At 31.1% G+C, this 14,560-nt stretch carries 12 protein-coding genes; 7 read left to right on the top strand and 5 right to left on the bottom strand.

Going from position 1 to position 14,560, the window contains the following annotated elements; genetic code table 11:
* Window positions 1–26 precede the first annotated feature (26 nt).
* A complete protein-coding gene (locus ITB9_RS10850; RefSeq protein WP_054852238.1) occupies window positions 27–767 on the top strand; it encodes a 1-acyl-sn-glycerol-3-phosphate acyltransferase in 741 nt (246 codons plus the stop codon).
* A 155-nt stretch (window positions 768–922) separates the two neighbouring features.
* Here the strand turns inward: ITB9_RS10850 and ITB9_RS10845 are convergent, their stop codons facing one another.
* The 5 genes from ITB9_RS10845 to recA all read right to left on the bottom strand — a co-directional run bounded on the left by ITB9_RS10845 (window position 923) and on the right by recA (window position 7,127).
* Entirely contained in the window at window positions 923–3,361 is a 2,439-nt protein-coding gene (locus tag ITB9_RS10845; RefSeq protein WP_148638432.1) for a hypothetical protein, read from the bottom strand.
* 116 nt (window positions 3,362–3,477) lie between these two features.
* The gene (locus tag ITB9_RS10840; RefSeq protein WP_054852236.1) at window positions 3,478–5,031 is read right to left on the bottom strand and encodes a hypothetical protein; all 1,554 of its coding nucleotides are present in this window, start codon (window positions 5,029–5,031) and stop codon (window positions 3,478–3,480) included.
* Entirely contained in the window at window positions 5,031–5,573 is a 543-nt protein-coding gene (locus tag ITB9_RS10835; RefSeq protein ID WP_028288777.1) for an RNA polymerase sigma factor, read from the bottom strand. Before ITB9_RS10835 ends, ITB9_RS10840 begins: the two co-directional genes overlap by 1 nt.
* A gap of 31 nt (window positions 5,574–5,604) precedes the next feature.
* The gene (locus ITB9_RS10830) at window positions 5,605–6,027 is read right to left on the bottom strand and encodes a hypothetical protein (protein WP_054852235.1); all 423 of its coding nucleotides are present in this window, start codon (window positions 6,025–6,027) and stop codon (window positions 5,605–5,607) included.
* 95 nt (window positions 6,028–6,122) lie between these two features.
* Window positions 6,123–7,127, bottom strand: coding sequence for a recombinase RecA (recA, locus tag ITB9_RS10825; RefSeq protein WP_028288775.1), 1,005 nt, complete (start codon window positions 7,125–7,127; stop codon window positions 6,123–6,125).
* A gap of 465 nt (window positions 7,128–7,592) precedes the next feature.
* On the opposite strand from recA, the gene ITB9_RS10820 reads away from it, so the two are divergent.
* The 6 genes from ITB9_RS10820 to ITB9_RS10795 all read left to right on the top strand — a co-directional run bounded on the left by ITB9_RS10820 (window position 7,593) and on the right by ITB9_RS10795 (window position 14,558).
* Window positions 7,593–8,657: a rhodanese-related sulfurtransferase gene (locus tag ITB9_RS10820; protein ID WP_054852234.1), complete on the top strand. Its 1,065-nt coding sequence runs from the start codon at window positions 7,593–7,595 to the stop codon at window positions 8,655–8,657.
* Between the two features lie 189 nt (window positions 8,658–8,846).
* The gene (locus tag ITB9_RS10815) at window positions 8,847–10,190 is read left to right on the top strand and encodes a regulatory iron-sulfur-containing complex subunit RicT (RefSeq protein WP_054852233.1); all 1,344 of its coding nucleotides are present in this window, start codon (window positions 8,847–8,849) and stop codon (window positions 10,188–10,190) included.
* On the top strand, window positions 10,177–10,659 hold the full coding sequence (locus ITB9_RS10810) for a gliding motility lipoprotein GldH (RefSeq protein ID WP_054852232.1): 483 nt from the start codon (window positions 10,177–10,179) through the stop codon (window positions 10,657–10,659). The genes ITB9_RS10815 and ITB9_RS10810 overlap by 14 nt, the downstream gene beginning before the upstream one ends.
* Before the next feature lie 59 nt (window positions 10,660–10,718).
* Window positions 10,719–13,070, top strand: coding sequence for a penicillin-binding protein 1A (locus ITB9_RS10805; RefSeq protein WP_054852231.1), 2,352 nt, complete (start codon window positions 10,719–10,721; stop codon window positions 13,068–13,070).
* A 91-nt stretch (window positions 13,071–13,161) separates the two neighbouring features.
* Window positions 13,162–13,863: a CoA transferase subunit A gene (locus ITB9_RS10800; RefSeq protein WP_028606700.1), complete on the top strand. Its 702-nt coding sequence runs from the start codon at window positions 13,162–13,164 to the stop codon at window positions 13,861–13,863.
* Window positions 13,864–13,904: 41 nt separating this feature from the next.
* Window positions 13,905–14,558, top strand: coding sequence for a CoA transferase subunit B (locus ITB9_RS10795; protein ID WP_028288769.1), 654 nt, complete (start codon window positions 13,905–13,907; stop codon window positions 14,556–14,558).
* Window positions 14,559–14,560 lie beyond the last annotated feature (2 nt).

Genomic DNA, 14,560 nt, shown 5'->3' with positions numbered 1-14,560 from the left:
ATTAATTTAGTTAGTTTTGACAGATAATGATTGTATTTAGATATATTTTTTGGACATTTTACCGTATTTGGTTTTATGTTATGGTTGCTTTACCAATCATAATTTTATTTCCGCTTTTAATTCTTTCTATTTTAAAAGAATCTTGGTATCCCTATTTTTTTAAATTAGCACGCATTTGGGCTAGATTTATATTAATTGGTATGGGTTTACCAACCAAAACAGAATACCAGCAAAAACCTGAAGCCAATAAAAGTTACATGTTTATAGCTAATCATACGTCTATGATTGACATTATGTTAATGTTAGTTACTGTTAAAAATCCTTTTGTTTTTGTTGGAAAAGCTGAGTTGTCAAAAATTCCTTTATTTGGTTTTTTCTATAAACGCACCTGTATTTTAGTGGATCGTAGTAGTGCTAAAAGTAGGCAAGCTGTTTTTTTAAGAGCGCAAAGAAGACTTAAACAAGGGTTAAGTATTTGTATTTTTCCTGAAGGATTGGTACCTGAAGAGCATGTGCTTTTGGACCAATTTAAAGATGGTGCTTTTAGATTAGCTATTAATCACAAAACACCAATTGTGCCTATTACGTTTGCCGATAATAAAAAACGTTTTTCATATACCTTTTTTAGTGGTGGACCAGGAATTTTAAGAGCTAAAATGCATCAATTTATTCCTACGGAAGGTTTAACTACAGATGATACTAAAGTATTAAACCAACAATCAAGACAAGTTATTTTACAGCAATTACAATTATTCAGTATTCAATAAACTTTGTTTCAGAAATCTCTTCAAAAAATACTTTAAATTCTTTTAAAGCAGATTTTATATTAACTTTAAGAGAAGAATTACCCCTCCAACAGTGTTTTATTAATAGTAAATACTTGAAGAGCTTTTATTCAATTTCATTAGAATTAATTTAGCGTTTAATCTATATTAATTAATTGTGTTTTAGAAATTAACGTGCCAATTTCAGAGGTCCCTTCAACAAATATTTTAAGTTCTTTTTGATAGTAGATTGGGACAGTAATATTAAGGGAAGAGTTAGCTTCTATAGTTATGTTTGGTTGCCAATAAATTGCACCAAATTCTCTAAAAGTTGAATTTGAAAAAGAAGGATATAGAGGTGAATAATACTCTTTTTCTGTTGTAAAACCTACCGGAAGCTTAAGTTTTGTAAGTCTTGTTTTTTTAGAGTAATATTCGTGAGGTGAAAATGTATATATATGTATAACTTGTGCAAAACGACCAGGAACCTTACCATAAAATATCTCTTTTACCATATTTGTGTTTATATTTTCAATTACCCAAATATTAAAAGTTACTTCTTTATCATTTAAATAAACTCTAACTAGTGGTCGATTAAATTTATCGTCATCTACATTAGAAACTGATCCAAGTTCTTCAGAGTCTGGTTCGAGTCCTTCAGAGTCTAATTCGATACCTTCAGATTCTGAGGAAGAATTTTGTTCATCACGTTTTGTGTCAATTCCTTTAGGTGAAAATCCGTCTCCATCATATTGGTAGCCTTTAAAGGTTAAAAATTGAATTATAGTTTCACCGGTAGGATTCATTAAATCCTTCATTTTAATATTTCTTAGCATTGTTACACCACCATAAGGTTTATTGTCCAGTTTTCTTTTATTTCCTGAAAGAATTACTTCATCTAATATTGTTATATCTTTAGATAAATCTCCAAAATCAGATGTCTCTAATTCAATATCCTTGTTAGTTATTAAGTAGTTTTTATTGAATGTGTCCTTTAAATAACTATTGCTATATTGCAAGTAGGGTGTTATTTTATATATGTTATCGTTGATTTTTAAACCAAAATCTACGGTACTATTCTTTTTAATAAATGTGTTTTTTAAAACTAAAGGATTTTGATCGTTACTAATTTCTCTAATTAATTTGTTTGCTTTGGAAAAGATCAATACCGATTGATTAGATTTTATTTTTTTATTAAAAGTTGCTGTAATATCTATACCTGTTTCAAAATCAAAATAACTGTCTGTCGCGTTATTAAAAATATCATCCCAATTATATTTGCTCCAACCTTGAGTTAAAAGCAATAAATCTAAATCCTTATAATTATTATTAAAATAGTATTGTGGGTTTTCTATATGTCCTTTCACATAGGGTTTTAATGCTATCTGTGATTTAATGGTATTAGTCGGTTTGTAAGCTTTAGTTTCTGTTGGTAAAAAAGAGGCGCTTAAAAAGAGTTTTTCACTAGAATTGTTTGTTAATATAGTCGTTATTGAATCACTTTTAATTTTAGAGTTTGATATGTTTAATTGATTCTGAAATTCTTCAAAATCATTAAAGATTAATCTTTCAATAACTGGGATATTATTTTCATTAAAAATTGTTACGATATTTATTCCTTTAGGGAGTTCATTCTTTTTTAAAATTAAAGTATATGTCTTATCGGTATTATTAAAATTAAAATAAATGTTTTTAAAGCTTCTAGTGTTATGAGTTAGTATCCTATATTTTTTATTTTTAAGCTTTGTTAAAGAGACATCATTTGTCAAAATGTTTAAAATAAAATAATCGTCAATAACATTAGTGTTAAGTGTTATACCTATTAACTCTGGTGAATTAGTTTTTTTGTGTATCACTGTTCCATTAGTTAATGTTGCTTCAAAAGTGTAAATTTCATTTTCTTTTGTAAAGAAACTTACACTTCCTAAGCCTAAATGATTAGTATTAAATTGGCCAATAACTGTTCCTGACCTATTTTTAATTTTTCCTTTAGATATTTTTACCCCTCTATTATTAACATCTTTGATTAATATTCCAATGTTGTTGATTGTATTAGAAATTAGGTGACCACCTTCTGGGAAAATTTTAAATTCATAGAACTTTTTTTCGTTAATTGAAATTTTATTGTCTCTTTCTCGATCCGATAGGACTGTTATTTTTTGAATGAATGAATGATCTTCATTAAAATTTTTCATCCAATTTGTAGAGGCTTTTAGGTAATATGCATTTTTTGTAAATGTAGAATCTATAAGTATATTTCCATGTCCAATACCGTTTTTAATATGAATTAGGTGTTGTTCTTTTTGTTTTCCATTTTCATCAAAAATAGAAACATAAAGGTTAGAGGTGGTTTTATGGAGTGTATTAGAATTTTGTTCTGTAACGTAGGCTTGAAACCAAATTTCTTCACCTTTTATGAAGGTAGTCTTATTTAAATGAAGATAAGGTAGTTCTCGGGTGTCTTGAAAATAATTTGTATATAAACTGTCTATATTTTGCGCTTTTAATGGTGTTGAAAATAACGTTATTAAAAATAAAGTGATTGATGTTTTTTTTATTAAAAGTTTATTAACTAGCTGCAAGAGTATAATGAACATTATAGCGTTTTATTGTTTGATAATTATTGTTTTGTTATGTAAATATATAAAAAAAAGCTACCCTTGGCACAGAGTAGCTTGATATAAAAATCACCTAATAAAAGGTCACTTAAAAATTAAAATTTATAATTTAACCCAGTGTACACACCAATAATGTAAGGGTTAAAGTTTCCAGAAGTATCACTAAATGCATTGAGTTGATACTTAAAAGTAGGTTCGATATTTAAAATTACAGATTTAGAAAAATTGTAATTTAATCCTAACCCAAAATTAGCACTAAAACTTAAATCGTTAATATTGTTGGCTTGTCCAATTTCGGTTTTAAAACCATCATACTCTGACACCAATGCATTATCATCTAGTACAAACGAGCTAAACCCACCAATAATATTTAAATTAAATTTTTTATTTATTACAGCATATTCAACCTCTACAGGAATTTCAAAATAAGAAATACGTTGACTTAAAGCTACATTTTTTAACAGTCCAATATTTGTGGTTTCTAACACAAGATTACTACTACTAATAATGTTCATCGTATGATTGTTAATTGCGTTAAAATTTACGTTACGCATTTCTTTAGGGTTAGGTATAGTACTTACGTTTTCGTAGACAATAACATTATCTGTATCATAACTTAAATCAAGTCGGTTAACACCAGATCTAAGTGTAAGTTTATCATTAAGTGCATAACCAACTTTTACACCATAGCTTGTGTTAATTTCACCAGATTTATTATTAGTATTAAACTCTTCCGCAATGTGAGACCCTTCACCAAATGTATTATAGTATACAGGAGCTACATTCGCATTAACCTTCCATTTTTTGCTGTTTTCCGTAGTGTCTTTAATGTCCTCTTCCGACACTTCGTTTTTAGCAATAGCGTCCTCTATGTTTTCTTTATCATTAATGGACTTTTCTTCTGCTGTTTTGTTTTCAGCAAGTAGAACGGTGTTGTTAGGTTTATTTTTGTTTTCAGTTTTATTTACAAAAAATGTATTGACCGTATTAGATTGCTTTTTTATATTGTTTTCTGCAACTGTGTTTCTTTTATCTTTAGAAGAAATCGAGCGATTTGTGTTAAAGCTATTTTTTTTGTTTTTTGTTGAAGCGATACTATTCGACACTTTGTTTTTTGTATAGCTTGTTGCTTTGTTTTTAATTGAAGCTATTGTTTTTTTAGAGTTGTTTTTATTTACTAAGTTACTGTTGTTAGTGCTTTTTGTTTCAGAAGTAGTTTTGTTAGATACGATATTTGTATTTGTTTTGTTTTTGAAAGTGTTTGTTACCGTTGATGTTTGACTTGTTTTAGGTGTTGTAACTACAGGTTTTGAGCTAGGTATTAAGACTGAATTATCTTTAGTCTCAGAGTTGGGTGATTGTGGTGTTAAGTTATTTTTAGTCGGATTATCACCATTTGTATTAACGACATTAGGTGTGTTTAATTGATCTTTAGTATTGAAAATGGTTTGACCTAAAAACAATAGCAATACAAACGAAGCAGCAACACCTGCAACTTTTAGCCATATAGGTAAAATTAAAACGGTTCTGTCATTGTCTTTTTCTTTTAACTTAGATTGAATTTGCTGCCAGTTTTTAGGGTCTGGTTTAGCTTCAAAATCTTTAAATTTTTCTTGAAAAAGACGGTCTATGTTCTTTTTGTTACTCATTATAATGATTGAGCGTTTAAACTCTTTTTATAGTCTAATATTTTTTCTTTTAACAATTTTCTTGCTCTAGCTAAATTGGATTTTGTTGTTCCTGTTGTAATAGCTAATGCTTGGGCTATTTCTTTGTGAGAGTAGCCATCCAATGCGTAAAGGTTAAATACCAATCGGTATCTATCTGGTAACTCTTGTATGCATTGCAATAAAAAATCGATGTCAACTTCGTCATCATCAATTTCTATTGTGTCATCTACTAAAGCATCTTCGTTTACAATGTCAAATACCTTTTGATTTCTGTAACGTTGTAAGGCAATATTTATGGTGATTCGTTTTAACCAACCTTCAAAACTGCCTTTGTTTTTATATTGCTTTATTTTGTCAAATATGGTTAAAAAAGCATCTTGTAAATTATCTTCAGCTTCGGCATAACTTCTCGAATACTTCAAGCTTACTGAGAATAACTTGCTTGAAAAAAGCTGATATAACTCACTTTGGGCTTTGGTATCATTAGATTTACATTTATGTATGAGTTGGTCTAAACTCAATTTATATAAAGGTATTAATTAATGAAAATACTTAGTCAACAACTTCAATTTCATAGGTCATATACGTCCCATCAGCTCCTGTGTTTACTGCTGGTTCGTCCTCTCTTAAAAATTTAAATACATGTACTCCAGTTTCTGAAGCAGTAAAATTAAAAGAAGCTTCCACTTCTTCATCAAGTATGCTACAGTTGTCGGTTGTAATTACCGAGTTTAAAATAGCTATTTTACTGGTGTTACCTTCTACATCATAAAAAATATCTTGAAAAAAATAACAACTTGTAGGTCTAATATATGTTAAATCTATTTGATAGGTTTGTCCAACTTGGAAATACTCTGGCATGGTCACACTTTCAATAGGTAACACTTCTACATAAGCAGTTAAGTTTGGGGTGCTATCATCAAGACTACAAGATAAATTTAACAGTATAAGTAAGACAAAAAATATTTTTTTCATTTTTAAAATAAACTATAGTTTTTTAATAGATGCAGATTTTGACAAAAGGTTGCGTCTTAAACCAAAAAAATCCCGATATAATCGGGATTTTAATATTAAACGCTTTCTTTAATAGCTGTTTTAATTTTTTGTTCCAGCTCATCAAATAGTTCTGGATTATCTTTTATAATTAGTTTTACAGCATCACGACCTTGTCCTAATTTTGTGTCTTGATAACTAAACCAAGATCCACTTTTCTTGACAATTTCTTTTTCTACTGCCACATCTAATATTTCACCTACTTTACTAACACCTTCACCATACATGATATCAAACTCAGCCATTCTAAAAGGAGGTGCAACTTTGTTTTTCACCACTTTTACTCTGGTTTTGTTACCTAAAACAGATCCATTACTGTCTTTTATTTGTGTAGATCGTCTTATATCTAACCTAACAGAAGCGTAAAATTTTAATGCATTTCCTCCAGTTGTTGTTTCTGGGTTACCAAACATGACACCAATTTTTTCACGTAATTGGTTAATAAATATTACTGTACAATTAGTTTTGCTAATAGAGGCTGTTAATTTTCTTAAAGCTTGTGACATTAATCTAGCGTGTAATCCCATTTTAGAATCTCCCATTTCTCCTTCAATTTCACTTTTAGGAGTTAATGCTGCTACAGAATCCACAACAACTATATCAATAGCACCAGATCTAATTAAATTATCAGCAATTTCTAAAGCTTGCTCACCATTATCTGGTTGAGATATAATAAGGTTGTCAATATCAACACCTAATTTTTCAGCATAAAATCTATCAAAAGCATGTTCTGCATCAATAAAAGCTGCAATACCACCTGCTTTTTGCGCCTCTGCAATAGCGTGAAGCGTTAAAGTTGTTTTACCAGAAGATTCTGGTCCATAAATCTCTACGACTCTACCTCTAGGGTATCCACCAACACCTAAAGCGATATCTAAACCTAAAGATCCAGAAGGGATAGCTTCTACATCAACAACTGCAGCATCACTCATTTTCATTACGGTTCCTTTACCATAAGCTTTATCTAGCTTATCTAGTGTTAATTGCAGTGCTTTAAGTTTAGCGTCTTTTTCTTTACTCATACGTCAATTTTTATTAAAATAATTCTATGCTAAAATACTACTTTTTTAAATAATTTTAATTTTCTCACGCAACCTTTTTAAAGTTTTTGCATCTACTTATTGAAGTGGAAAAGATAAGCTATGAAAAAGAAAATTTAATCTGCTTTTTGAAATGTTTAATCCTTTTAAAATTAAAGGTATGAAATATTTAAAAAAAATAGTGTTTATTAAATCATTAGGCGTTTCAGTTACTGTTTTACTCAATAGTAGCTGTAAAGCCGATGGAGGTTAACTCAATAATATTTTTTTAATTAAATTTAAAATATATTAACGAGTTAGTCTATTAAAAGTCCTTTGCAAAGCGCTAGGGACTTTTTTTTAATAAATATTAAACACAATTAGATTTACACCACTTCAATTTTGTTAATTAATTTAAAATAATACCTTTGCATAAACTTTTTAATAACACTTAAAACTAGGTATAGCATGCAACTGTACAACAAATTAAGCGCTAACGAAAGAGCAGAACTTATAGAAAAAGCTGGAAAAGATCGTTTAACACTATCTTTTTATCAGTATGCTCAGATTAGCAATCCACAACAATTAAGAGACCAATTATTTATTAAATGGGACAGTTTAGATGTCTTAGGTCGTATTTATGTCGCTACTGAAGGGATTAATGCACAATTATCACTTCCAGCAGATCAATTTGAAGCTTTTAAAAACCATTTAGATGGTATCAGTTTTTTAAAAGACGTAAGGCTAAACATTGCAGTTGAGCAAGACAACATGTCTTTTTTAAAGCTTAAAGTAAAAGTTCGAGAAAAAATAGTAGCAGACGGACTTAATGATGATACTTTTGACGTCACTAACAAAGGTGTGCATTTGTCAGCAAAAGATTTTAATGATATGCTATCCAATCCAAATACAGTTTGTGTGGATATGCGTAATCATTATGAAAGTGAAATTGGTCATTTTGATGGAGCTGTAACACCAGATGTTGACACTTTTAGAGAGTCTTTAGATATTATTGAAGCCGATTTACGTGAACATAAAGAAGAAAAAAATCTACTAATGTATTGTACTGGAGGAATCCGTTGCGAAAAAGCAAGTGCTTATTACAAGCATAAAGGTTTTAAAAATGTTTACCAGTTAGAAGGTGGAATTATTGAATACACAAGACAGGTTAATGAAGAAGGTATTGAAAACAAGTTTATAGGTAAAAACTTTGTTTTTGACGAGCGTAGATCAGAAAAAATAAGCGATCACGTGATTGCAAAATGTCACCAATGTGGTACCTCATGCGACACACACGTTAATTGCGCCAACGATGCTTGTCATTTATTATTCATACAATGCGAAACTTGTAAAACCGAAATGGATAATTGCTGCTCAACAGCCTGTAAAGAAATACATGCATTACCATTTGAAGAGCAAAAAGCATTACGTAAAGGACAAGGTAACAGTAATGATATCTTTAAAAAAGGTCGTGCAGACCACTTACCATACAAAAAAGATTTGCGTAACATTTTTGAGACATTCAAAAAATAAATGCAAGTCATTAATTATTAAAAAGCGTGATAAATTTTATCACGCTTTTTTTATATTTTAAAGTCACCTAAATAATCTTATCTTTACAAATTAGAAGAGTTGTTACATTCGCTTACGCAAAAAACAACTAATTATTAATCTTCATCTTTAGGGTAACACCTTAAGATTCAATATATACACATAAATAGTATGGCTTGTCAAAGTTGCGCTACAGGAAAAGACGGACAACCAAAAGGTTGCAAAAATAACGGAACATGTGGTACAGATAGTTGCAATAAATTAACCGTTTTTGATTGGTTAGCAAATATGTCTGTTCCAAATGGAGAAAAACCATTTGATTGGGTAGAAGTTAGATTTAAAAATGGTCGAAAACATTATTATCATAATTCAGAAAATTTAACACTAAGTATTGGTGACATTGTTGCTACTCAAGCACAATCTGGTCACGATATAGGTATGGTTACCCTTACGGGAGAATTGGTTCGCGTTCAAATCAAACGAAAAAAAATAGACACCAAAAACGATATTCTAAAAATATATCGTAAAGCCTCTCAAAAAGATATAGATATCTGGAGTGAAGCGCGCGATAAAGAAGAACCAATGAAGGTTAAAGCACGTCAGTTTGCAATAGACTTGAAGCTATCTATGAAAATTTCGGATATTGAGTTTCAAGGCGATGCAAGTAAAGCTACTTTTTACTACACAGCTGAAGAGCGTGTGGATTTTAGAGAGCTTATAAAACTATATGCTAGAGAGTTTAGAATTAGAATAGAAATGAAACAAGTTGGGTTTCGTCAAGAAGCTTCAAGACTTGGTGGTATTGGATCTTGTGGACGTGAGTTATGTTGTTCAACTTGGTTAACAGATTTTAGATCTGTAAGTACTAGTGCAGCACGTTACCAACAATTGTCTTTAAATCCTCAAAAATTAGCAGGACAATGTGGTAAGCTTAAATGTTGTTTAAATTACGAACTGGATTCTTATTTAGATGCCTTAAAAGCATTTCCTAAATCTGACGTAAAATTATACACAGAAAAAGGAACTGCTGTTTGCCAGAAAACAGATATTTTTAAAGGTCATATGTGGTATGCCTATGAAGGCGAATGGATGAATTGGCATTTAATTACTACAGATCAAGCAAGAGAAATTATAGCAATTAATAAAAAAAGAGAAAAGGTTGCAAGTTTAGAAGAGTATGCAGCAGATCTTGTAATTGAAGATAAAGCAGAGTTTGAAAACGTTGTTGGTCAAGATAGTTTAACACGTTTTGATAGTCCAAAAGGCAATAAAAAACGTAGAAACAATAGAAACCGTAATAAAAAGAAACCACAACACGCTAAGACAGAAGCTAAAAGCAATAATAACAATAATAGGCCAAAACCTAAACAAGCCAATAAGCCTCAACAAAAAAATAAGTCTCAACAAACAAATAAAGCACAGCAAGGTAATCCTAATGCTAAGCCTAAGCCAAGACGTAAGCCAAACCGCAAAAAACCACAAAACAATAACAATAAGCCTAATGAAACTAAGTAATATTGCAATTGTTTTAATGTTGTTTTTAGTCCTATCCTGTGACTCAAATGCGGTTTTTGATAAATATCAAAGTGTCTCTACTTCCTGGAATAAAGAAGACGTTGTTAACTTCAAAATTAACGCGCCAGATTCATTAAATCCTTACAATCTGTTTGTAAATGTTAGAAATACTAATGATTATAAGTTTAGTAATCTGTATTTAATTGTTCAAATGAAGTTTCCGCACGGAAAAACAATTACAGATACACTTCAATACGAAATGACAGAAAAAAACGGAGCATGGTTGGGTCAAGGTTTATCTTCTGTAAAAGATAATAAGTTGTGGTATAAAGAAGGTGTTGTTTTTAAAGAAAACGGTACATATGACGTTACAATACAACACGCCATGCGCAATAATGGTGATGTAAATGGAGTTGTAAATTTAGAAGGTATCACAGATGTTGGTTTTAGAATAGAAAAAACAAAATAAAATGCGGTCACACTAAGCATAGTCGAAGTGTATATTAAAAAAGATATATTAGAGTTAGAATGGCAAATACAAAAAAAGAAGAAGTGTCAGGTTTTGAAAAATATATTCGTTGGTTTTGGATATTATTTTTAGTAGGTGTATTTTCAATAGTCTTATTTTTCTTATTAGCGTCTTGGGGAGCTTTTGGAGAGTTACCAGATCACACACAATTAGAAAATCCAAAAACTAATTTAGCTACTGAAATTATTTCGTCTGACGGAAAAACATTAGCTAAGTTTTATTTTAACGATAACCGTACTCCTGTACCGTTTAATGAACTACCTAAACATCTGGTAGAAGCCTTAATAGCAACAGAGGACGCCAGATATTATGACCATTCCGGTATTGATGGTCGTGGGACATTACGTGCAATATTAAAACCAGGAAGTGGTGGTGCAAGTACAATTTCTCAGCAATTAGCTAAACAATTATTACATGGTGAAGGGTCTTCAAATATCTTTACTCGTGTTATTCAAAAAGCTAAAGAATGGGTTATTGCTATACGTTTAGAACGTCAATATACTAAAGAAGAAATTATTGCTCAATATTTTAATATTTACGATTTCGGTAATAATGGAGATGGTATTAGATCAGCATCTAATATTTATTTTAACAAAGAGCCAAAAGATTTAAGTATTAAAGAGTCCGCAATGTTGGTTGGTATGTTTAAAAATTCATCATTTTACAACCCAATACCTTCAAGAAATCCTGTAGGTGTTAAAAACAGAAGAAATGTCGTGCTTTATCAAATGGAAAACTATGGCTACATTTCTAAAAAAGTAAAAGATTCTTTACAAAAAACAGAGTTAGATTTAGATTTTTCTCCTCAAACACATAGCACTGGATCGGCTACTTATTTTAGAGAGTATTTAAGAAGCTGGATGAAGGATTGGATGAATGATCCAAAAAATCGCAAACCAGACGGAAGTAAATATAATATTAATAGCGACGGTTTAAAAATTTATACAACTATAGATTCACGTATGCAAAAATACGCTGAGTTAGCAGTTTCTAGACATATGCCTAGGTTACAAGCTGAATTTTTTAATCAAAACACACCTGATCGTAATCAAACAGCGCCTTTTAGAGATTTAAACAAAAGTGAAATAAATAAACTACTTAACTCTCACATGAAACGTGGAGAAAGATGGAGAATTTTAAAGAAAGCAGGGAAATCGGATAAAGAAATAGTAGCATCCTTCCATAAGCCAACTAAAATGTCTGTATTTAAATGGAAAGATGGTAAAGCAAGTCAGGTTGATACAATAATGAAGCCAATAGATTCTATGCGTTATTACAAATCTTTCTTGCATCCAGGGATGATGAGTATGGATCCTCAAACAGGTCATGTAAAAGCATGGGTTGGAGGTATGGATTATAGGCATTTCAAATATGATATGGTTAAACAGGGTAAGCGTCAAGTGGGTTCTACTTTTAAACCGTTTGTTTATGCTACAGCTATAAACCAGTTACATATGTCACCATGTGATAAACTTCCATTAGCACCAATTACTATTGAAGCTAATAAATTCGGTAATCCAGAACCTTGGACACCAACTAATGATGGAGGTGATTATGATGGAGAAAAGACCTTGAAAGATGCTTTAGCAAATTCGGTTAACACTATAACAGCTAGATTAATGGATAAGGTTGGACCACAGCCTGTTGCTGAATTAGCTAAGAATTTAGGTATTACTTCAGAGATTCCTTTAGTGCCATCTATAGCACTAGGTACTCCAGACATTAGTGTGTATGAAATGGTAGGTGCTTATTCTGCGTTTGCAAATCAAGGGGTTTATACTAAACCAGTAATGATTACTACAATTGTGGATAAAAATGATACTGTGTTATATCAGTTTGTTCCAGAAACTAAAGATGTTTTAAGTGATGAAACAGCCTATGTTACAGTAAAACTAATGGAAGGAGTTACTCAAAGTGGTTCTGGAGGTAGACTTAGAGGTAAAGGACGTGATAAATGGAGAGCAGATTACAGAGAAATTATTACAGGTTATCCTTATGAGTTTACAAATCCTATAGCAGGAAAAACAGGTACAACACAAAACCAATCAGATGGTTGGTTTATGGGTATGGTGCCTAATTTAGTAACTGGTGTTTGGGTTGGAGCAGAAGATAGATCAGTACATTTTAGTAGTGTTAGATATGGTCAAGGAGCAGCTATGGCATTACCAATTTGGGGTATGTACATGAAAAGCTGTTATGAAGATGAAACATTAAACATATCAAAAGGTCATTTTAAAAAGCCTTCAAATTTAAGTATTGAGGTTGATTGTAGCAATTATCAACAAGATGATAGTGGGTCAGATGGATTAGACGTGCCAGAAGAGGATGTTCCAGATGAATTAGAAATGTAATAGACTTTATTTTCAATAAAAATAAAAAAGCCATTCATAACAGAATGGTTTTTTTATTTCTTAAATTTAAACCACAAAAATTCATAAAATAATGATTCTAAAAACAGTAAAATCTGTAGAAGATGCACTGCAAGGTGTACAAGATAATATGACCTTTATGTTAGGTGGTTTTGGTCTTAGTGGTATTCCAGAAAAAGCTATTGCAGAACTTGTAAAACGTAATGTAAAAGGTGTAACCTGTATTTCTAATAATGCTGGAGTAGACGATTTTGGTTTGGGCTTATTGTTACAAAAAAAACAAATCAAAAAAATGATATCTTCTTATGTTGGAGAAAATGATGAGTTTGAAAGACAAATGTTGTCAGGAGAATTGGATGTCGAGTTAATTCCGCAAGGGACTTTAGCAGAGCGTTGTCGTGCAGCCCAAGCTGGTTTTCCTGCTATATTTACTCCTGCTGGATACGGAACAGAAGTTGCAGAAGGAAAAGAAACTAGAGAGTTTGATGGTAAAATGTATGTTTTAGAACATGCTTTTAAAGCCGATTTTGCTTTTGTTAAAGCTTGGAAAGGCGATACTGCTGGTAATTTAATTTTTAAAGGAACAGCAAGAAATTTTAATCCATGTATGGCTGGAGCAGCAAAAATTACTGTTGCTGAGGTAGAGCACTTAGTTCCTGTGGGAGAATTAGATCCAAATCAAATTCATATTCCTGGAATATTTGTACAACGTATTTTTCAAGGCGAAACCTATGAAAAGAGAATTGAACAAAGAACCGTTAGAACAAAACAATAATTTAATAAATTTCTGCTTAAGCAGAAAAAAAATAAAATAACATGCTTGACAAAACAGGAATAGCAAAACGTATCGCACAAGAAGTCCAAGATGGCTATTATGTTAATTTAGGGATAGGAATACCGACACTTGTTGCAAATTACGTTAGAGAAGATATAGAAGTAGAATTTCAGTCTGAAAATGGTGTTTTAGGAATGGGACCTTTTCCTTTTGAAGGAGAAGAAGATGCCGATATAATTAATGCAGGTAAACAAACCATAACCACTTTACCAGGAGCTAGTTTTTTTGATAGTGCAACAAGCTTTGCAATGATACGTGGGCAACACGTAGATCTTACTATTTTAGGTGCAATGGAAGTTGCAGAAAATGGTGATATTGCCAACTGGAAAATACCAGGCAAAATGGTAAAAGGTATGGGTGGAGCAATGGATTTGGTTGCAAGTGCCGAAAATATAATAGTTGCTATGATGCATACTAATAGAGCAGGAGCTTCTAAATTACTAAGTAAATGTAGTCTCCCTTTGACTGGTGTTGGCTGTGTTAAAAAAATTGTTACTAATCTGGCTGTCTTAGAAGTTACAGATAAAGGTTTTAAGCTTTTAGAAACTGCTCCAGGTGTTACTGTTGAAGATGTAAAAAATGCTACAGAAGGGACTTTAATTATTGAAGGAGATATTCCTGAAATGAATATTTAGTC

The sequence above is a fragment of the Olleya sp. ITB9 genome (genome assembly GCF_001315805.1).
In the GTDB taxonomy this organism is placed as follows: domain Bacteria; phylum Bacteroidota; class Bacteroidia; order Flavobacteriales; family Flavobacteriaceae; genus Olleya; species Olleya sediminilitoris.
Note: the sequence above shows the minus strand (reverse complement) of the source record. Positions and strands in the feature narration are given on the sequence as shown.